General features: G+C 62.5%; 20 protein-coding genes and 1 pseudogene. 17 read left to right on the top strand and 4 right to left on the bottom strand.

The features are described from left to right. The first annotated feature begins 317 nt into the window (after nt 1-317). The 7 genes from modA to J3P88_RS11420 all read left to right on the top strand — a co-directional run bounded on the left by modA (nt 318) and on the right by J3P88_RS11420 (nt 5,469). A complete protein-coding gene (modA, locus tag J3P88_RS11450) occupies nt 318-1,067 on the top strand; it encodes a molybdate ABC transporter substrate-binding protein (protein WP_434575279.1) in 750 nt (249 codons plus the stop codon). Next, nucleotides 1,068-1,748: a molybdate ABC transporter permease subunit gene (modB, locus tag J3P88_RS11445; RefSeq protein ID WP_186729699.1), complete on the top strand. Its 681-nt coding sequence runs from the start codon at nt 1,068-1,070 to the stop codon at nt 1,746-1,748. It begins immediately after the preceding gene. A gap of 3 nt (nt 1,749-1,751) precedes the next feature. Then, entirely contained in the window at nt 1,752-2,831 is a 1,080-nt protein-coding gene (modC, locus tag J3P88_RS11440; RefSeq protein ID WP_434575277.1) for a molybdenum ABC transporter ATP-binding protein, read from the top strand. A 206-nt stretch (nt 2,832-3,037) separates the two neighbouring features. Next, the gene (locus tag J3P88_RS11435) at nt 3,038-4,093 is read left to right on the top strand and encodes a DNA topoisomerase IB (protein WP_434575275.1); all 1,056 of its coding nucleotides are present in this window, start codon (nt 3,038-3,040) and stop codon (nt 4,091-4,093) included. A 118-nt stretch (nt 4,094-4,211) separates the two neighbouring features. Beyond that, nucleotides 4,212-4,775 carry an ATP-dependent Clp protease proteolytic subunit gene (locus J3P88_RS11430; RefSeq protein ID WP_186709285.1) on the top strand — a complete coding sequence of 188 codons (564 nt, stop codon included), beginning with the start codon at nt 4,212-4,214 and terminating at the stop codon, nt 4,773-4,775. A 223-nt stretch (nt 4,776-4,998) separates the two neighbouring features. Beyond that, nucleotides 4,999-5,178, top strand: a complete 180-nt coding sequence (locus tag J3P88_RS11425) for a general stress protein (protein ID WP_082343568.1) — start codon at nt 4,999-5,001, stop codon at nt 5,176-5,178. Nucleotides 5,179-5,241: 63 nt separating this feature from the next. Further along, nucleotides 5,242-5,469, top strand: coding sequence for a hypothetical protein (locus J3P88_RS11420; RefSeq protein WP_434575273.1), 228 nt, complete (start codon nt 5,242-5,244; stop codon nt 5,467-5,469). 201 nt (nt 5,470-5,670) lie between these two features. Here J3P88_RS11420 and J3P88_RS11415 read toward each other — a convergent pair whose 3' ends face one another. Both J3P88_RS11415 and J3P88_RS11410 read right to left on the bottom strand, forming a co-directional pair. Then, on the bottom strand, nt 5,671-6,426 hold the full coding sequence (locus J3P88_RS11415; RefSeq protein ID WP_434575272.1) for an OBAP family protein: 756 nt from the start codon (nt 6,424-6,426) through the stop codon (nt 5,671-5,673). A gap of 105 nt (nt 6,427-6,531) precedes the next feature. Next, complete coding sequence (locus J3P88_RS11410) at nt 6,532-7,065, bottom strand: DUF3087 family protein (protein ID WP_434575270.1); 534 nt, start codon at nt 7,063-7,065, stop codon at nt 6,532-6,534. A 217-nt stretch (nt 7,066-7,282) separates the two neighbouring features. Here J3P88_RS11410 and ppnN point away from each other — a divergent pair, with 217 nt between their 5' ends. Next, nucleotides 7,283-8,656, top strand: a complete 1,374-nt coding sequence (gene ppnN, locus J3P88_RS11405) for a nucleotide 5'-monophosphate nucleosidase PpnN (protein WP_053122984.1) — start codon at nt 7,283-7,285, stop codon at nt 8,654-8,656. A gap of 95 nt (nt 8,657-8,751) precedes the next feature. Here the strand turns inward: ppnN and J3P88_RS11400 are convergent, their stop codons facing one another. Together J3P88_RS11400 and J3P88_RS11395 are read right to left on the bottom strand one after the other, a co-directional pair. Further along, entirely contained in the window at nt 8,752-9,420 is a 669-nt protein-coding gene (locus tag J3P88_RS11400; protein ID WP_434575269.1) for an HAD family hydrolase, read from the bottom strand. A 182-nt stretch (nt 9,421-9,602) separates the two neighbouring features. Continuing rightward, nucleotides 9,603-10,949, bottom strand: coding sequence for an MATE family efflux transporter (locus J3P88_RS11395; protein ID WP_411387174.1), 1,347 nt, complete (start codon nt 10,947-10,949; stop codon nt 9,603-9,605). 929 nt (nt 10,950-11,878) lie between these two features. On the opposite strand from J3P88_RS11395, the pseudogene J3P88_RS11390 reads away from it, so the two are divergent. The 9 genes and pseudogenes from J3P88_RS11390 to J3P88_RS11350 form a co-directional block, all read left to right on the top strand. Then, nucleotides 11,879-12,820 (top strand): annotated as a pseudogene (locus J3P88_RS11390) (methyl-accepting chemotaxis protein); the annotation flags it as partial. 11 nt (nt 12,821-12,831) lie between these two features. Further along, on the top strand, nt 12,832-13,200 hold the full coding sequence (locus J3P88_RS11385; protein ID WP_186709275.1) for a response regulator: 369 nt from the start codon (nt 12,832-12,834) through the stop codon (nt 13,198-13,200). A gap of 15 nt (nt 13,201-13,215) precedes the next feature. After that, nucleotides 13,216-13,500: an STAS domain-containing protein gene (locus J3P88_RS11380; protein WP_186709274.1), complete on the top strand. Its 285-nt coding sequence runs from the start codon at nt 13,216-13,218 to the stop codon at nt 13,498-13,500. A 29-nt stretch (nt 13,501-13,529) separates the two neighbouring features. Next, nucleotides 13,530-15,632, top strand: a complete 2,103-nt coding sequence (locus tag J3P88_RS11375) for a chemotaxis protein CheA (protein WP_434575267.1) — start codon at nt 13,530-13,532, stop codon at nt 15,630-15,632. 34 nt (nt 15,633-15,666) lie between these two features. Continuing rightward, entirely contained in the window at nt 15,667-17,325 is a 1,659-nt protein-coding gene (locus J3P88_RS11370; protein WP_250964940.1) for a methyl-accepting chemotaxis protein, read from the top strand. 39 nt (nt 17,326-17,364) lie between these two features. Continuing rightward, entirely contained in the window at nt 17,365-17,901 is a 537-nt protein-coding gene (locus tag J3P88_RS11365; protein ID WP_186709271.1) for a chemotaxis protein CheW, read from the top strand. Continuing rightward, a complete protein-coding gene (locus tag J3P88_RS11360) occupies nt 17,898-18,734 on the top strand; it encodes a CheR family methyltransferase (protein WP_434575265.1) in 837 nt (278 codons plus the stop codon). The genes J3P88_RS11365 and J3P88_RS11360 overlap by 4 nt, the downstream gene beginning before the upstream one ends. Beyond that, nucleotides 18,731-19,228, top strand: a complete 498-nt coding sequence (cheD, locus tag J3P88_RS11355; RefSeq protein ID WP_186709266.1) for a chemoreceptor glutamine deamidase CheD — start codon at nt 18,731-18,733, stop codon at nt 19,226-19,228. The genes J3P88_RS11360 and cheD overlap by 4 nt, the downstream gene beginning before the upstream one ends. Before the next feature lie 2 nt (nt 19,229-19,230). Further along, complete coding sequence (locus tag J3P88_RS11350; RefSeq protein ID WP_186709264.1) at nt 19,231-20,304, top strand: protein-glutamate methylesterase/protein-glutamine glutaminase; 1,074 nt, start codon at nt 19,231-19,233, stop codon at nt 20,302-20,304. Nucleotides 20,305-20,312: the final 8 nt, after the last annotated feature.

The following is a 20,312-nucleotide window of genomic DNA, read 5'->3' as shown; positions in this document are numbered from 1 at the left end:
GCTCCCACAGGGTTCTGGGGTGAACATAAATCCTGCTGCCTCCTCAGGCCTCGTGTGGGAGCGGGCTTGCTCGCGAAAGCGGTGGGTCAGTTGGCAATGGTGTTGAATGTGCCGCCGTCTTCGCGGGCAAGCCCGCTCCCACAGGGATAGGGGGGCAACCGCCAAATCTGGATACACCGCCGGACCTGTGGGAGCGAGCCTGCTCGCGATGGGGTCAGCCCTGGCATCCTCACTACCCAGGCAAAATGCCGCGTTCCGTTTGTCGGTCATTCGCTATATATTCCGGTATATAGCGAACCTGCCCCGGAGCCTCACCCATGCGCCTCACCCACTTCGCGCCGTTACTGTTCCCGTTCATGACGATTGGTGCCGTCCAGGCCGCCGAGGTGCAGGTGGCGGTCGCTGCCAATTTCACCGCGCCGATCCAGGCCATCGCCGCCGCTTTCGAAAAAGACACCGGGCATAAACTGGTAGCCGCGTACGGCGCCACCGGGCAGTTCTACACGCAGATCAAGAACGGCGCGCCGTTCGAAGTGTTCCTCGCCGCGGACGACACCACCCCGGCCAGGCTCGAAAGCGAAGGCGACACCGTCAAGGGCTCGCGTTTCACCTACGCCATCGGCACCCTGGCGCTGTGGTCGGCCAAGGCCGGTTATGTCGACAACAAGGGCCAGGTCCTCCAGCATGGCGACTTCCAACACCTGTCCATCGCCAACCCGAAAACCGCGCCCTATGGCCTGGCCGCGACCCAGGTGCTGGACAAGCTCGGCTTGACCGCCCAGGTCAAAGGCAAACGGGTCGAAGGCCAGAACATCACCCAGGCCTATCAGTTCGTCTCCACCGGTAACGCTGAACTGGGCTTCGTCGCCTTGTCCCAGGTGTACAAGGACGGCAAAGTCACGAGCGGTTCGGCATGGATCGTCCCTGCCGACCTGCACGATCCGATCAAACAGGACGCGGTGATCCTCGACAAAGGCCGGGACAACCCCGCCGCCGCCGCCCTGGTGGATTACCTTAAAGGCCCGAAAGCCGCCGCCATCATCCAGACCTACGGTTACCAACGCTAAATGCCCCTGACCAGCGCCGATTACGCCGCCATCTGGCTGACCCTGAAACTGGCGTCACTGACTACGGTGATCCTGCTGCTCATCGGCACGCCCATCGCCTTGTGGCTGTCGCGCACCCGCTCCTGGCTGCGCGGGCCGGTGGGTGCGGTGGTGGCGTTGCCATTGGTGCTGCCGCCCACGGTGATCGGCTTCTATTTATTGCTGGCGTTGGGGCCGAACGGCTGGATCGGCCAGTTCACCCAAGCCCTCGGGTTGGGCACCCTCACCTTCAGTTTCACCGGGTTGGTGATCGGCTCGGTGATCTATTCCATGCCGTTTGTGGTGCAGCCGTTGCAGAACGCCTTCGCCGCCATCGGCAGTCGCCCCTTGGAAGTCGCCGCCACCTTGCGGGCTGGGCCCTGGGACACGTTTTTCAGCGTGATCCTCCCCCTGGCCCGCCCCGGTTTCATCACCGCGGCGATCCTCGGTTTCGCCCACACCGTTGGCGAATTCGGCGTGGTGCTGATGATCGGCGGCAACATCCCGGAGAAAACCCGGGTGGTGTCGGTGCAGATCTATGACCATGTCGAAGCCCTGGAGTATGCCCAGGCCCACTGGCTGGCGGCGGCGATGCTGGTGTTTTCATTCCTCGTGCTGTTGGCGCTGTACTCCAGCCGCCGAGCCCGCGCTGGCTGGAGCTGATCGATGATTCACGCGCGTTTGCAGCTCGACCATGGGGCGTTTTCCCTGGACCTGGATGTACAACTGCCGGGCCGTGGCGTGACAGCCTTGTATGGGCCTTCCGGTTCCGGCAAGACCACCTGCCTGCGCTGCATTGCCGGGTTGGAACGGCCGGCCCAGGGGTTTATCGAGGTCAACGGCCAGGTGTGGCAGGACACTGAGCACGGTGTGTTCGTGCCGCCCCACAAGCGTCCCGTGGGGTACGTATTCCAGGAGGCGAGCCTGTTTGCCCATCTGTCGGTGCGGGCCAACCTTGCATTCGGCCTCAAGCGCATTGCACCGGCACAACGGCGGGTGGACATGGACCAGGCCACCGACCTGCTGGGCATCGGGCCCTTGCTCGATCGGCAGCCGCACAACCTCTCCGGCGGCGAACGCCAACGGGTGGGCATCGCCCGCGCCTTGCTCACCAGCCCGCGTCTGTTGCTGATGGATGAGCCGCTGGCGGCCCTAGACACCCGACGTAAAAACGAGATCCTGCCTTATCTGCAACGGCTCCACGATGAGCTGGACATCCCGGTGCTGTACGTCAGCCATTCCCAGGACGAAGTGGCGCGCCTGGCCGATCACATCGTGCTGCTCGACGCTGGTCGCGCGCAGGCCAGCGGCCCCGTCGGGGAAACCCTGGCCCGGCTCGACCTGCCATTGGCCTTGGGAGATGACGCCGGGGTGGTGATCGAAGGCAAGGTCAGCGGCTATGACCCGGCGTATCAATTGCTGACCTTGAACCTGCCCGACAGCCAACTGAACGTTCGCGTGGCCCATACCTCATTGGCCCTCGGCCAATCGCTGCGCTTCAAGGTCCAGGCCCGGGATGTCAGCCTCAGCCTGGCGAACGATGCCCAGACCAGTATTCTCAACCGCCTGCCGGTCACCGTGATCAGCGAACAGGCCGCCGACAACGCCGCCCATGTGCTGATCCGCCTGGAAGCGGCCGGCACCCCGCTGCTGGCGCGCATTACTCGCTACTCCCGCGACCAGTTGAAGCTGCACCCGGGGCAGGTGTTGTGGGCGCAGATCAAGGCGGTGGCGGTGTTGGCTTAGGGTATCGAGCCACACCACTCTATTGTGGGAGCGGGCTTGCTCGCGAAGGCGACGGCACATTCAATACTTTTGCTGGCTGACCCACCGCTTTCGCGAGCAAGCCCGCTCCCACAGGTTTGGGGGGACCTCAGAATCTTGGCACGACCGCAACGGGCTGCGGTCAATGAATTCACAGGCCACCGGATTCGTTGCCAAGGACTTTTTTCATGCCCGACACCCTGCCGCCGGATGCACTGCCGGCCGACCTGCATTATGTCGATGACACGGCCCCGGGCATCACCCGCAAGAAGCTCCGGGGCAAATTCTGTTATTTCGACCCGCAGGGCCAACGCATCACCAACGCCGCCGAGATCCAGCGCATCAACGCCCTGGCGGTGCCGCCGGCCTACACCGATGTCTGGATTTGCACCGACCCCCGTGGTCATCTCCAGGCCACCGGGCGCGATGCCCGCGGGCGCAAGCAATATCGCTACCATGCGCGCTGGCGTGAGGTGCGCGACGCGGACAAGTATTCGCGGATGCTGGAGTTCGGGCGCGCCCTGCCACGCTTGCGCAAACGCCTGGAAGAAATCCTCGCCACGCCTGGCTTCAGCCGGGACAAAGTGCTGGCCACGGTCATCACCCTGCTGGACGTGACCCTGATTCGCGTCGGCAACCCCCAATACGCTCGCGCCAATCGCTCCTACGGCCTGACCACCCTGCGCAACAAACATGTCGAGGTCAACGGCAGCGCCATCGCCTTCCAGTTCCGTGGCAAGAGCGGCGTCGAGCACCAGATCACCGTGAAGGACCGGCGCCTGGCGCGGATCATCAAGCGCTGCCAGGAGATCCCCGGGCAGAACCTGTTCCAGTACCTGGACGAACATGGCGAGCGCCACTCCATCAGCTCCTCGGACATCAACGCCTACCTCAAGACGCTGACCGGCGCCGATTTCACCGCCAAGGACTACCGCACCTGGGCCGGCAGCGCAGCGGCGCTGGCCGGGCTGCGGGCGCTGCGTTGGGAAACCGAGACCGAAGCCAAGAAACACGTCACCGAGATGGTCAGGCAGGTCTCTCGACAGCTGGGCAACACGCCGACCGTCTGTCGTAAATGCTACATCCACCCCGCAGTAGTAGAAGGTTTCCTGCTCGGTGCCCTGAAGGCCTTGCCCAAACCCCGGGCCCGCAAAGGCCTCAGCGAAGAAGAAGCCGGACTGGCGCTATTCTTGAAGCGGATGACCCAAACGGCCGAGGCCTGCGAACAGGCGCAATCGGGTTAACGCAATGGACCCGCGGCGAGTCAAGGCGGTGGAACATCGGCAGACCACCGGACTCCCAACTGTAGGGCACGACCACTGCGCAGGTATTCAAAAAGGGTGAAATCGACAGGAGTTTCAGATGTCCGAACACATCGTCCATTTTCATTGCCAGATCGACCAGGGAACCACGGAACGCTTTCGCGACAACTGCCTGGAGGCCATCGAGCAAGGCGCCGACTCACTGATGCTCAACCTCTCCACCGTCGGCGGCAGCACCAACTTCGGTTTTACGCTGTATACCTTCATCAAGTCCCTCCCGGTGCCGGTGCGTGCAGTCAATGCCGGCAATATCGAGTCGATGGGCATCGTCATGTTCCTGGCCGCCAGCGACCGCACCACCACCCCCCATTCGCGCTTCCTGATTCATCCGATGAACTGGTATTTCGGCCAGAAATCCGTGGACCACTCACGCTTGCGCGAGTACCTGTCCAGCCTGGACAACGACGTGGCGCGGTACGTGGAGATCTACGTCAAGGAAACCGCCGGCGCGGCGACCCAATTGGATATTTTCAAGTGCCTGTGCGCCGAGGAACGAGTGATTCCGGCCGAGAATTCCCTGGCCTTTGGCATCGCCCACCGGGTCGAACAAGTGGTGTTCCCTGCGCAAGCCAAGCATTGGAAAGTCAGTGGTGGTGAAGATTAAACCATGGCATTAACAAATAACATGTTCGTTGGATTTTCAATTAAAAGCGGCAATCTTGTACAACTTCCAAGCGAAGCGGCTGTATAACTTTCCCCCTGCGCTTAACAAGCTGATTACCGTTCGTCGCCAACGAAACGTTTTCTTTAAACTTCCCTCGGGAATTTTCTTTCACAGTTAGGCGAGGCAGTTTTTGCTCGCTTTAACCAAAATGAGGATTCTCAAAATGGCTAACACCGGAAACAAGAACCCAGGTAATTTCGCAAATGACCGTGAGAAAGCTTCGGAAGCCGGCAAGAAAGGCGGACACGCTTCGGGCGGCAATTTTGCAAATGACCGGGAAAAAGCCTCTGAAGCCGGCCGCAAAGGTGGCGAACGCAGCCATGGCGGCGGCAGGAAATCGTAACCTGGAAAACCGTCGGGGCGCAGTACTGCTGCGCCCTGGCGCTTAACCGCAGCGAGGCCGCCCATGAGCAACCAGGATCGATTCATCATCAGTTTCATCAGCAACAACCAACCTGACAATCGTGTGGTGGAGGCAAGCACCGAGACATTGAGTGCCGACGAAGCCGAAGCACTCTTGAGGGCGACGTTCAGTGAACTCAAGGATGTTGAACTCAGCGATGTCCAAGTTCAGAAAAAAACCCGGCCCAACGAAGAAGAACATGGTGTGCCGGGGCATTTCAAACAGCCGTAGTTCAAACTATTCCGAAACGCACTTACTCCCTTTATTACTCCGAATACCCTGTGGCGAGGGAGCTTGCTCCCGCTGGGCTGCAAAGCAGCCCCCTCTATTGCTCAACTCGGTCAGTGATATGCCTGAGGGTTAATGGGGCTGCTGCGCAGCCCAGCGGGAGCAAGCTCCCTCGCCACAAAAAAGCGGAATTTCGACAACCTCTTAATGGGTGTGATCCCCAGTCGGATCCTTGATTTGCCACACCTGCCCTTTCTGCCAGGCGTCCGCACCGGGATCGATCGCCGGCGCTTCAATACCCGCTCGGGCCCGCTTTTTCGCTTCGCTGTCGATGCCCATCCGACCGTCCCGCTCGCGTACCAGCCGTGAGCTGATCTGCCCGTCGGCCGTGAACCCCATCATCAACTGAGGCACACCGTAAGGCAGTGCGTTGCCCTGTTCGGTATGCCAGGTGTGCCAGGTCTTGCCATAGGTGCCGACCAGGTTTTCCATCAGCCGGGTTTCCGCGGCCTGGGGGATCCCCGGCGCGATCAATTGTCCGGATTTCACCTCATGCACATGGCTGTGCCACAGCTGTTTTTCACTGGTTGGCAACCCTTCGAACAAACGCTTGCTGATGATGTACTCGACGCCCATCAGCTTGGCGCTGGCGGTGTTGCCGTCGAAGATCGCGCACTGAAAGACTTCCTCGTTCAGCGCCGTGCAGTAGTGATGCGCTTCCATTTGCCCGGACATCCGCCCGTTATAGAAATGAAAACCATCGAGGTAGGTGTCCAGGGCCCGCAACGGCGGTTTGTCCTGCATGAGCCGCGCTCCGGTTTCCAGCGTCGCGGTGGTCGGGGTCTTCGCAGCGCCCGGCGCATCGACGGGCGAGCCGCTCGTGCCGCCCGCGCAACCGGTCAATCCCAAAGCCGTCGCCCAAAGCAGTGTCCAGACGCCATAAACGCTTCGATCTGGCATGTCATCTCTCCTTTTCATGACTGTTCATGAGAAAGACAGTGCCGGGGGCGGGTTTGATTTTCCTGGCGGCCTACCGACGAATGGCGCGCCTCGGCAACTCTGCGATCAACCGGCGCTATGGATTTGCTTCACCGTCTCGATCCAGCTCGGGTCCAGGCGCGACTGTTCAGGGTCCAGGCCCAACGCCTGCATCTTGGCCAGATGCGCGTCGGCCTCTCGCGCCAGGGAACCCTGGGCGCTGGAGTTGGCGTCCAGCTGATGCATCTGCGCCAGCCCCAGGTGATAGAAGCGCAGCAGCTTCATGGCGGCGGGGTCCTGGGCCTGCACACCGGCCGTCACCTGGTGCATGACGTTGGTGATTTTCATCAGGCTGCGCTTGAGCTGCCAGCCGTACACCGCGGCGGCCATCCACGGCTGCGACCAGAAATACTGGCGCATCAGCACCGCCATCGCCAACACGGCGACCATCACTCCGCCCAGGTTGAAGCGAAAGTTATCGCCTCCGGGCGTACCCAACAGCATCACGGCCAGGCTGGACAGCAACATCGCCAGGGCCAGGAACACCACCGCGATGATCAGGGTGCTGCGGCGGGTCTGCCTGCGGTAGGTGTCGCCATCCCACGGTTTGATCTCGAACATCGTGGCGCAATTTCCTTGTACGGCATCAAAAGAGTCACGCATTATCGCCTGCCCGGTCGATTTAGCTATGCTGGGGCTCATTTTGTATCGCTACCGACTCGCCGGGCGAGGATCGAAGTCCATGGCGATGGCGCAAGGATCGTGCGATCTTTCGGTGTGGACGTTTTTTTCAAGATGCCGTCGTTGTGTGCATGGCATCGTTTTCAAGGAAAGCTGAATGACTCAAAGACATGTAATCAACGCTTCGGTAAGCCCGAAAGGCAGCCTGGAAACCTTGTCCCAGCGCGAAGTGCAACAACTGAGCGAAGCCGGCTCCGGCAGCATCTACGACCTCTTCCGCCAGTGCGCCCTGGCCATCCTCAATACCGGCGCCCATGTCGATAACGCCAAGACCATCCTGGAAGCCTACAAGGACTTCGAGATCCGCATTCACCAGCAGGACCGGGGCGTGCGCCTGGAGCTGCTGAACGCGCCAGCCGATGCGTTCGTCGACGGTGAAATGATCGCCAGCACCCGGGAAATGCTCTTCAGCGCCCTGCGCGACATCGTCTACACCGAGAACGAGCTGGACAGCCAGCGCATCGACCTCAGCTCGTCCCAGGGCATCAGCGACTACGTGTTCCACCTGCTGCGCAACGCCCGCACCCTGCGCCCGGGTGTCGAGCCGAAAATTGTCGTGTGCTGGGGCGGTCATTCGATCAACACCGAAGAATACAAATACACCAAGAAGGTCGGCCACGAACTGGGCCTGCGCAGCCTGGACATCTGCACCGGCTGCGGCCCGGGCGTGATGAAAGGCCCGATGAAAGGCGCCACCATCGCCCACGCCAAGCAGCGCATCCATGGCGGGCGCTACCTGGGCCTGACGGAGCCGGGCATCATCGCCGCCGAGGCACCGAACCCGATCGTCAACGAGCTGGTGATCCTGCCGGACATCGAGAAACGCCTGGAAGCCTTCGTGCGGGTCGGCCACGGCATCATCATCTTCCCGGGCGGCGCCGGCACGGCGGAAGAGTTCCTCTACCTGCTGGGTATCCTGATGCACCCGGCCAACCAGGACCTGCCCTTCCCAGTGGTGCTCACCGGGCCGAAAAGCGCCGCGCCGTACCTCGACCAGTTGCACGCGTTTGTCGGTGCCACCCTGGGCGAGGCGGCGCAGAAGCACTATCAGATCATCATCGATGACCCGGCCGAAGTGGCCCGGCAGATGACCCAGGGGCTCAAGGAGGTCAAGCAGTTCCGCCGCGAGCGCAACGACGCCTTCCACTTCAACTGGCTGCTGAAGATCGACGAGGGCTTCCAGCGCCCGTTCGACCCGACCCACGCCAACATGGCCAGCCTGGGCCTGAGCCGCGACCTGCCGGCCCACGAACTGGCCGCCAACCTGCGCCGGGCGTTTTCGGGAATCGTGGCCGGTAACGTCAAGGACAAGGGCATCCGCCTGATCGAGGAACACGGCCCTTACGAAATCCACGGCGACCCCGCCATCATGGAACCCCTCGACCGCCTGCTCCAGGCCTTCGTCGCCCAGCACCGCATGAAACTGCCGGGCGGCGCGGCGTATGTGCCGTGCTATCGCGTGGTGACCTGACCGGTTCAAAGACCACTGCAGGTCCAAGGTGGGAGCAAAGCTTGCTCCCACAGGTTTGCCCCTAGGCTCGCATCCATAAAGGGGATCTGCTGAGATTACGAAAGAGGGGTCAGTCGCATCAGCCCGGCTTCATCCACTTCAAGGCCTAGCCCGAGGTAATCCTTGATCTGCGGATGAAGGGTCACCACTGGGTGCGTGTGCGTTGCCGTCACCACCAGGACGTCAGCCCCGGCGGCCTCGCCTGCCCGGATTCCGGCCTCGGCGTCCTCAAAGACCAGGCACTCCTGGGGCGCCACGTGCAGGCGTTCGGCAGCCAGGCGATAGCAGGTAGGGTTGGGCTTGCCGTCGCTGACGTCTTCGGCGGTGACCATCACGGCGGGACGGGGAATGCCCGCCGCTTCCATGCGACGCAAGGCCAACGCCATGGGGGCGGAGGTGACGATTGCCCAGCGCTCCGGCGGCAGGCTTTCCAGGAACGTCAGCGCACCGGGCACTTGCACCACCCCTTCGACGTCTTCGATTTCTTCCCGGGTAATCTTCTCGGCCTGCGCCTCGGCATCCACTCCCGGCAGTTGCTGGCGGGCAATGGTGTCGATGGCGCGCACGCCATGGATGGTCGGCAGGAACGTCGCCACGTCCACGCCATGGCTCAGGGCCCAGCGTGTCCAGATCCGTTCGGCGGCGGCGATGGAATTGAGCAGCGTGCCGTCCATGTCGAACAGGAAGGCGCGGTAGGCGATGTTAGAGCGCAGAGTGACAGGCATCGGATCCTCAATGATGAAGGGGCGCATGACGGCCACTGTAACATCGCTATGCCCCGAACCTGTGGGAGCGGGCTTGCTCGCGAAGGCGGTGGATCAGTCAATGTTGTTGTTGAATGCAACACCGCATTCGCGAGCAAGCCCGCTCCCACATTTGGATTTGAGTTGTGTCACACAGCAGCGATCTACACCAACCGCTCGATCGGCTGATGCTGCCACACCCGCTTGTAGTACAGCGTCTGCAACAGCAGCATGCTCAGGTAAGCCACCGGAAACGCCATCCACACCCCTTGCAGCCCGAAGCGGGCGTCCAGCAGATACGCCGCCGGCACTTGCACGGCGACGATGCAGAAGATCGAAATGGCGACCGGCGCCAGCACCGTGCCGCTGGCGCGCATGATGCCGCCAACGATTGCCTGGAAACCGAACACCAGCAAGCTCCAAAGCATGATATGCAGCAGGTGTTCGGCCTGGATCCGCGCCGCCGGGTCAGTGATGAACAGCCCCAACAGCCAGTGGGACAACAGATAGCCCAGCAGCACCAGCCCACCGGTGAGCCAGAGGTTGATCGCCAGCCCCGTGCGCAGGATCGGCCCCAGGCGCTCCAGGCGTCCGGCACCGATGGCCTGGGCGCCGAGGATCGAGGCGGTGATGGCAATCGACAGCGCCGGAAACTGCACGTAGTTGACGATCTGCGTCACCGCGCCGTAGGCCGCCGTGGCCTCGGAACCGTGGCGATTGACCAGCGCGAGGATCACCAACTCTGACAACGAAATCACCACCATCTGCAACCCTGTGGGCAGGCCAATGCGCAGCACTTTGCCAAGGATGTCCTTGTCCAGGCGCATCGCGGCGAACAACGCACGGTCCGGCGCCAGGGCATGCTCGCGACGATTCAGGCGCCACGCCAGCATCAGCATCGCCGACGTCGTCCCCACCAGCCCCGCCCATGCCGCGCTCTGGATGCCCATCTGCGGCAAACCCAGCCAGCCGCGAATCAACGCCGGCGTGAGCAGCAGCCCGACACTGGTGGACACCAGCAGCGCCAACATCGGTGACACCGTATCGCTCACCCCGCGCAGCAGTTGGGTGAACAGCACGAATACCAGCAACATCGGCAAGATCCACAGCATGACCCGGGCGTAGGAAACGGCGTCCTCCAGCACATCGGCCGGCGTGCCGAGCCCCTGCAACGCCTCCCGCGCAAAGACACTGCCAAGCACCGCCGCCGCCAGGCCGATGATCGCCCCCAGCAATAAGGTCGCCCCGGCAATCGCCTTCACCTTGCCGGTTTCGCCGGCGCCATAGGCCTGCCCGATCAACACCCCGGCCCCCGCGCCCAGGCCGATCACCAACGCGATAAAGAAAAACACGATGGGAAACATGCCCGACACCGCTGCCAACGCCTGGGTCCCCAGCATCTGACCGATGTAAATGCTGTTGAGCGTGCCGGACATGGACTGCAGGAAGTTGGACAGGACCATGGGAAGCAGGAATAGGAGATAGGTTTTCCAGAGAGGCTGGGTGGGCATGAGGACTCTGATGGCAGGTTTGAAAATCCGGGTGCCGGTAATTTAGCTCAATCCATACAACTCGTTTCAGAAGATTCGGCGCAGGCTGCTCTTATGGCTCTTGTGGCTCTTATGGCTCTTGTGGCTCTTGTGGCTCTTGTGGCTCTTGTGGCTCTTGTGGCTCTTGGCTTTTGGCTCTTTTGGCTCTTTTGGCTCTTTTGGCTCTTGCGGCTCTTGTGGCTCTTGTGGCTCTTGTGGCGAGGGAGCTTGCTCCCGCTGGGCTGCGCAGCGGCCCCGAAACCTGGACACGCCGTGTATCAGGCTGACCTCGCCAGCCGCTTTTGGGACCGCTTCGCGCTCCAGCGGGAGCAAGCTCCCTCGCCACAAAGGCCCCTTGAGCCATCTCCCTCACCACAAAGGTTCCCTTGAGCCATCTCCCTCGCCACAAAAGCCCCGCGCACCCGCTATCTCGCCAATGGGGTTCATACCTTCGTCGGGGCCATTCGACATTTCCCACACAGCGTCTAATCTGAAGGCACAGTGCCACGTACTGGGTAGGCCAATGCCTACCGCAATACCGGAATCGGACAGCCGGTCTTAAAGTCCGAGTAAGGGTCGCAGATAACCAGTTATTCGCAAATAACCTGTTAGCAACACTGTTCAAGGACCGAACCATGACGTCGTATTCTCACGGTCATTCCCTTTCCCAACCACAACCGCGCATCCTCTGGAGTGCCGTGCTGGTGGCCATTGCCGCGAGCGTTGGCGTGCTCGCGCTCAATGGCGCGAGTGCATCGAACATCGGCTTGAGCGTGGCGATCCTGGCCTTGGGCGTGGTTAGTGGCATATGGGGAGCGCGCGTACAACGCCAGCAGTTCGACAGCGCCCTCGCCGCCGCCATGGCCGACCACGACCTGCAGGGCAGCGAGCACCAGGCTCATAAAACCCACGCACAATTCAACGAAGTCATTCTCGGTGCCATGCCGATCTGGGCCAAGCAAGTCGAAAGCTCCCGACAGCAGACCGAAACCGCGATCGTCTCCCTGACCAGCCGCTTCACCGGCATTTCGTCGCGCCTGGAAGACACCGTGCAAGCCTCGCAACTGGCCGCCGGTGAACTGGCCGGGCAGAGCAGTGGCGGCGCTGTGCAGGTGCTGGCCCAGAGCGAAGGCGAACTGGTCAAGGTCATCGATTCCCTGAAGGCCACCCAGGCCAGCCGCGACGAAACCCTGGCCCAGGTGCGCAACCTGACGGCCTATACCGGCGAACTGCGGACCATGGCCGCCGACGTCGCGGCGATTGCCGCGCAGACCAACCTGCTGGCCCTCAACGCCGCCATTGAAGCCGCCCGTGCCGGCGAAGCCGGGCGTGGCTTTGCCGTGGTGGCCGACGCCGTGCGCAGCCTGTCGAGCAAGTCCAGCGAGACCGGCCAGCAGATGTCGGCCAAGGTCGACATCATCAACACCGCCATCACCCAACTGGTCCATGCCGCGTCCAGCGGTGCCGACCAGGACAGCCATTCCGTCAGCGCCTCCGAGCAGAGCATCCAGCAAGTGCTGGAGCGCTTCAAGAGTGTCACTGGCCGGCTGGCCGACTCGGCCGACATGCTGCAACAAGAAAGTTTCGGCATTCGCGATGAGCTCACCGAGGTGCTGGTCAGCCTGCAATTCCAAGACCGGGTCAGCCAGATCCTCAGCCACGTGCGCGACAACATCGAGGACCTGCATGTGCATTTGCAGCAGGCCAGTCAGTCGCCCGAACAGGCCGTCTCCATCGACGCCCGCCAATGGCTGGCGCGCATGGAAACCACTTACGCCACCGACGAGCAACGCCGCAATCACCACGGCGACTCGAGCGCGCAACAGACTTCACAGGAAATAACCTTCTTTTAGGAGAGCCGTTCATGGCTAAAAGTGTATTGGTTGTCGACGACTCCGCGAGCGTTCGGCAGGTGGTCGGCATCGCGTTGAAAAGTGCCGGCTATGACGTGATCGAAGCCAGCGATGGCAGGGACGCCCTGGGCAAGCTCAACGGCCAGAAAGTGCACCTGATCATCAGCGACGTGAACATGCCCAACATGGACGGCATCACCTTCGTCAAGGAGGTCAAGAAGCTGGCCAGCTACAAGTTCACGCCGATCATCATGCTCACCACCGAATCCCAGGAATCGAAGAAACAGGAAGGCCAGGCCGCTGGGGCCAAAGCCTGGGTGGTCAAGCCGTTCCAGCCGGCGCAGATGCTGGCGGCGGTCTCCAAGCTGATTCTTCCTTGATGGCCGGAGGCTTAGATGCCGTTGCACTACGAAACAACCGATGACACCGCCCAGGTGCACATCGACGGCGAGCTGACGATCTACACCGCGGCCGAACTGGCCGCGCAATGGTTGCCGCACCTGGGCGCAACACCGCGGATGGCCCTGGATCTGTCGCAGATCACCGAGATGGACGGCGCCGGCCTGCAACTGCTGTTGATGGTACAGCGCGAGGCCTCCAGGGCCGGGACTCAACTGAGCCTGACCGGCCAAAGCAAGGCCGTCACCGAAACACTTGCCCTGTGCAACCTGGTTGCCTAGGGACGTCGGACACGACAAAGGATATGAGCGTGAGCATCAATCTCGATCAGGCACAACAGACCTTCATCGTCGAGGCACGGGAACAGTTGCAAGCGATGGAAGAGTCGCTGCTGCAACTGGAAACCGACCCCGGCGACGATGACGCCATTGGCGCGATCTTCCGGGCGGCCCACACGATCAAGGGCTCGGCCGGGCTGTTCGGCCTGGAACCGATCGTCAGTTTCACTCACATCGTCGAAGACGTGCTCGATCGCCTGCGCAACGGCAGCGTCGAGGTGGACGCCGGCCTGATCGCGGTGCTGCTCAAGTCCAGCGATCACATGCTGGAACTGATCAACGTGGCCGCCAACCAGGGCGGAACGCTGCCGCCGCCGGCCCTGCAACGGGAAGTGGAGCTGTGCCAGATCCTGCAGGAGTACCAGGCGCCCTCGCCCGCCGCGGCCCCGACACCAGCCCCTGAAACCAACCCCAGCGAACCCGGCGAAACGCGTCTCTGGCACATCTCCCTGCGCTTCGGCCAGGACGTGTTCCGCAACGGCATGGACCCGCTGTCGTTCCTGCGCTACCTGCAAACCCTGGGTGAAATCGTCGACATCGCCACCCTGACCGACGCCCTGCCCGCCGCCGAGGCCTGGGACGCCGAGTCCTGTTACCTGGGCTTCGACATCGCGTTTCGCTCGGCCGCGAGTCACAGCGCGATCAACGAAGTGTTCGACTTCGTCCGGGAAGACTGCGAAATCGACATCGTTGCCATCGATGACGCCGCCGCGCCACAGGGAAACACTGGCCTGGTCACGACCTCGCCGGAGCCGCCCGAGGAAAACACCGCGTTAGTCGCCACCGGCGAATTGCTCGGCGACCAGCGTAAGACGCCGCGCATGCCCGCCCAGATCGCCACCGACAAACAACCGGTGACCAGCGACAGCAAGGGCAAGGACGGCACCTACGTGCGGGTCAATGCCGACAAGCTCGACGAGTTGATCAACCTGGTGGGCGAACTGGTCATCGCCAGCGCCGGTGCGAGCCTGCTGGCCCGCACCTGCCACAACGACCCGTTGCAGGAAGCCACTTCGTCAGTCTCCGGGCTGGTGGAAGAAATCCTCGACGGCGCCCTGCGCCTGCGCATGATCCCCATCGGCGAAACCTTCAATCGCTTCCGTCGGGTGGTGCGCGATGTCAGCCAGGAGTTGGGCAAGGACATCGACCTGATCATCAGCGGCGCCGAGACCGAGCTGGACAAGACCGTGGTGGAAAAAATCGGCGACCCACTCATGCACCTGCTGCGCAACGCCATGGACCACGGCATTGAAACCGCCGAGGCCCGCCTGGCCGCCGGCAAACCGGCCAAGGGGCACCTGCACCTCAATGCGTACCACGACTCCGGCAGCATCGTGCTGGAAATCGCCGACGACGGCGCCGGCCTGAACCGCGACCGGATCCTGGAAAAAGCCCAGGAACGTGGCCTGGTGCCCCAGGGTGCCAGCCCCACCGACCAGGAGATCTACAACCTGATTTTCGAACCCGGCTTCTCCACCGCCCAGGCCGTCACCAACCTGTCGGGGCGTGGCGTGGGCATGGACGTGGTCAAGCGCAACATCACCCTGCTGCGCGGCACCGTCGACCTCGACAGCCAGCCCGGCAGGGGCACGGTGGTGCGCATCCGCCTGCCGCTGACCCTGGCGATCATCAATGGATTCCTGGTGGGCATCGGTCAGTCGACCTATGTCATTCCGCTGGACATGGTCCAGGAATGCATCGAACTGAGCGAAGACGATGGGCTCGCCAGCCGCGAACAAGGCTACCTCGACCTGCGTGGCGAGGTGCTGCCCCTGGTCTACCTGCGCGATCACTTCAACCATGAAGGCCCGCCCGCGCGTCGGCAGAACGTGGTGGTGGTGCGCTACGCCGAACTCAAGGCCGGGCTGGTGGTGGATGACTTGCTCGGTGAATTCCAGACCGTGATCAAGCCCCTGGGCAAACTGTTTGGCGCCCTTCGCGGCATCAGTGGCTCGACCATCCTGGGCAGTGGCGCCGTGGCGTTGATTCTCGACGTACCGGCCCTGCTCACGCAGATCGCCCAGGCCGAAAACCGCTTCAACCCGACCCAATTACAACAAGCCAACGCTCGCTGACGCTTTTAGCAACTCCATGGAGAGGTACTTCCCAATGAAATGGTTCTACGACCTTAGAATCGCCACCAAACTGATCACTTCATTTCTTGTGGTGCTGGCGCTGACCGCCGTCATGGGGGTGTTCTCGATCATTCAACTGGGCCAGGTGAACCACACCGCCCTCGACATCCGTGAAAACTGGATGCCGTCCATGCGCGCCGCCTCGGGCATGCGCTTCTATGCGGCGAGCTATCGCCTCAAGGAAAACCGCCATATTGTCGCCGACTCCGAGCAAGAGCGAATCACCCTCGAGCAAGAAGCCGAGGAAGCCAAGAAGGCCTTCGACACGCGCCTGGACACTTACGAAAAATTGCTCTCCAGCGCTGAAGATCGGCAGGTATTCGACACCACCCGCAACGACTGGGCTGCTTATCTGGCGGTCAGCAAAGACCTCCTCGCATTGTCGCGGCAGAACCTGGCCGAGCAGGCCAATGCGATGCTCAAGGGCGAGTCCAAGCGTCGGTTCGACCTGGTGACCGGCGACCTGCAAAAACTGGTCGAGCTCAACGCGGCTGGCGCTGATGTCGCCAGTGCACACGGCACCAAGCTGTATGAAAACGCACGCCTGTCGATCATCGCCGTGCTGGTTGCCGCCCTGCTGGTGGGCCTGGGCCTGGCGCTGTTCATCTCGCGCATCATCTCCCGTCCGTTGAAACAGGCGGCGGTTGTCGCCGAACAATTGGCCGAAGGCAACCTGAACGCAAAAATCGAAGGCGGCTCCAAGGACGAAACCGGCATGGTGCTCAACGCCATGCAGAACATGGTCGGCAAGCTCTCGCACATCATCGGCGAAGTGCGTAACGCCGCGGACAACCTGGCCAGCGCCTCCGAAGAAGTCAGCGCCACCGCGCAGTCGATGAGCCAGGCCACCAGCGAACAGGCGGCCAGCGTCGAGGAAACCAGTGCCTCCATCGAGCAGATGAGCGCCAGCATCAACCAGAACACCGAAAACGCCAAGGTGACCGACGGCATGGCCAGCAAGGCCGCCAAGGAAGCCACCGACGGCGGCGAGTCGGTGCAGCAGACCGTGGTGGCGATGAAAAAAATCGCCCAGCGCATCAGCATCATCGACGACATCGCCTACCAGACCAACCTGTTGGCGCTCAACGCCGCCATCGAAGCTGCCCGTGCCGGCGAACACGGCAAAGGCTTCGCGGTGGTCGCCGCCGAAGTGCGCAAGCTGGCCGAACGCAGCCAGGTGGCCGCCCAGGAAATCGGCGAGCTGTCCTCCAGCAGCGTCGACATGGCAGAAAAAGCCGGGAACCTGCTCAACGAGATGGTCCCCTCCATCAACAAGACTTCGGACCTGGTGCAGGAAATCAGCGCCGCCTCCGAAGAACAGGCCGCCGGCGTGGCGCAGATCAACACCGCCATGACCCAGCTCAACCAAGTGACCCAGCAAAACGCCTCCAGCAGCGAAGAACTGGCCGCCACCGCCGAGGAAATGAGCAGCCAGGCCGAGCAACTGCAACAGGCCATGAGTTTCTTCACCTTGGACACGCCGCCCAAATCCGCCGTCCAGGTCGCTCGGATCGACAACACCCCCGGCCCGTCCAGCCGCAAACCGGCCCGGACTCCGGCACCGGTCATGCCCAAGGCGTTTGCCTACAACATGGCCAGCGCCCCGGACGAATCCGAGTTCACCCGGTTCTGATGGCCCGGTTCCACAGGTTTGCTTAAAGGAGAAAAGGCAATGGGCGCCATCGCGACCACACGTCAAACCGCCCTCGCGGTCGAGGAAGAAGCGCAATACCTGACGTTCATGCTGGGCACGGAGATGTTTGCCATCGGCATCCTGTGCATCAAGGAAATCATCGAGTACGGCAACCTCACCGTGGTGCCGATGATGCCGGCCTTCGTGCGCGGGGTGATCAACCTGCGGGGCGCGGTGGTCCCGGTGGTGGATTTGTCGGCCCGTTTCGGTCGGCCGAATTCGGCGATCAGCCGGCGTTCGTGCGTGGTGATCATCGAAGCGTCCAGCGCCGACGGCCTCGCCCAGGACATCGGCTTGCTGGTGGACACGGTGTCGGCGGTGCTGGAAATCCCGGCCTCGCAGATCGAGCCGCCACCGAGCTTCGGTGCGAAGATTCGTGCCGACTTCATCAGTGGCATGGCCAAGGTCGATGGCAAGTTCGTCATCGTGCTGGAGGTGGACCGCGTGCTGTCCATCGACGAAATGTCCCAACTCGCCGAAGCCAGCCCGAACGCGCTGGAAGTGGATGCCCCGTGAACGCCGATACCTGCAAGGAACGCACGCTGAACGCGCAGGCGCTCACCGACCGAGAGTTCGGCCAGTTCCAGTCCTGGCTGTACCAAGCCGCCGGCATCAGCTTGTCCGAGGCCAAGAAAGCCTTGGTGGCCGGGCGTTTGTTCAAGCGCCTCAAGCACTATGGGCTGGACAGCTACGGCGAGTATTTCAAGTTGATCATGAACGGCCAGCGCACCGATGAATTGCAGGTGGCGCTGGACCTGCTGACGACCAACGAGACCTATTTTTTCCGCGAGCCCAAGCATTTCGACTTCCTGCGCCAACACGTACTGCCCCACGCCACGCCCGGCAAGACCTTCCGCCTGTGGAGCGCGGCCAGCTCATCGGGGGAAGAACCCTACAGCCTGGCCATGACCCTCGCCGAAGGGCTCGGCACCACGCCTTGGGAAGTCATCGGTTCGGACATCAGCAGCCAGGTGCTGGCCAAGGCGCGCTCGGGGCATTACCCGATGGAACGCGCCCGTACCCTGCCCCAGCCGTTGCTGGTGAAATACTGCCTCAAGGGCACCGGCAGCCAGCAAGGCACGTTCCTCATCGACCGGGCGTTGCGCAGCCGAGTCGACTTCATCCAGGTCAACCTCAACGACACCTTGCCGGAGCTGGGTGAGTTCGACGTGATCTTCCTGCGCAACGTCATGATCTATTTCGACCAGCCCACCAAAAGCAAAGTGGTTGCCCGCCTGCTCCCCCGGCTCAAGCCCGGCGGCTATTTCATCGTCAGCCACTCGGAAAGCCTCAACGGCGTGTCCGATGCATTGAAACTGGTGGCGCCCTCGATCTACCGCAAACCATGAGCGCCGCCATCAGGGATGTGGCCGAGGTGTACCTGGCGCCCGGGGAATTTCGCTTCGCCACCTGCCCGACCCGCCTGCGCACGATCCTCGGTTCTTGCGTGGCGATCACGCTGTGGCATCCGGAACGCAAAATCGGCGGCATGTGCCATTTCATGCTGCCCAGTCGGGTGCGCTGCTCCACCGCACTGAACGGCCTCTACGCCGACGAAGCCATCGAATTGTTCATCCGCCAGGCCAGGGCCCATCGCACCGACCCCGAGGACTACCAACTCAAGCTGTTCGGCGGCGGCGAGATGTTCCCCGAGCTGCAACGCCACGTGCCCTATGGCGATGTGGCGCGGCTCAACGTCAACGCCGCGCTGGAAATGGCCGCCCTCTATCGCCTCGACCTGATCGCCCAGGACATGGGCAGCACCGGCCACCGCAGCATTATCTTCGACCTGTGCAGTGGCGATGTGTGGGTCAGGCACCAACCCATAAGGACCCGGCACTGACCATGTCAAAAAAGATCAATGTACTGCTGGTGGATGACTCTGCCGTGGTTCGCCAGGTGTTGCTGGCGATCCTCAGCGACACGCCGGACATCCACGTCATGGGCGCGGCGTCCGACCCGATTTTCGCCATGGACAAACTGGCCAAGGAATGGCCCGACGTGATCGTGCTGGACGTGGAAATGCCGCGCATGGACGGCATCACCTTCCTGAAGAAAATCATGAGCGAGCGGCCCACGCCGGTGGTGATCTGCTCGTCCCTGACGCCCCGGGGTGCGGAAACCACCTTGCAAGCGATGGCGGCTGGCGCGGTGGAAATCATCACCAAGCCCACCACCGGGCTGAAGAATTTCCTGTTGGAATCGGCACCGGAACTGGTCTCGGCGATCCGCGCCGCGGCCCAGGTCAACGTGCGCAACCTGGGCAAGCGCCCGGCCCCGGCGGCGTTGACGCCAGCGACCAAACTCACCGCCGACGCCATGCTGCCCGCCGCCAACGGCCACGCCATGGCGCAGACCACCGAACGCATCGTCGCCCTCGGCACGTCCACCGGTGGCACCCAGGCGCTGGAAGCGGTGCTCACCGCCCTGCCGCGCGTGAGCCCGGGCATCGTCATCGTCCAGCACATGCCGGAAAAATTCACCGCTTCGTTCGCGGCCCGGCTCAACAGCCTGTGCCAGATCGAAGTGCGCGAAGCCCGCAACAACGACCGTATCCACCCGGGCCTGGCGCTCATCGCACCGGGCGGCAAACACATGATGGTGACTCGCAGCGGGGCGTTCTATCACGTGCAAGTGGTGGACGGCCCGCTGGTCAACCGCCATCGGCCCTCGGTGGACGTGTTGTTCCGCTCCGTGGCCAAGTTCGCCGGCCGCAACGCCACCGGCATCATCATGACCGGCATGGGCGACGACGGCGCCCGCGGCCTGAAGGAAATGCTCGACGCCGGCGCCAGCACCGTGGCCCAGGACGAAGCCAGCTGCGTGGTCTTCGGCATGCCCAAGGAAGCGATCAAGCTCAATGCCGCGCAACGGGTGATGGGGTTGCAGGAGATTGCGCAGGTGATTTTGCATCGCTAGCAACGGAA

It is taken from the genome of Pseudomonas sp. Z3-6, assembly GCF_051131985.1.
Taxonomy (GTDB): Bacteria; Pseudomonadota; Gammaproteobacteria; order Pseudomonadales; family Pseudomonadaceae; genus Aquipseudomonas; species Aquipseudomonas zanjanensis.
The sequence above is the reverse complement of the archived record's forward strand: the minus strand, read 5'-3'. Positions and strand labels throughout refer to the sequence as shown.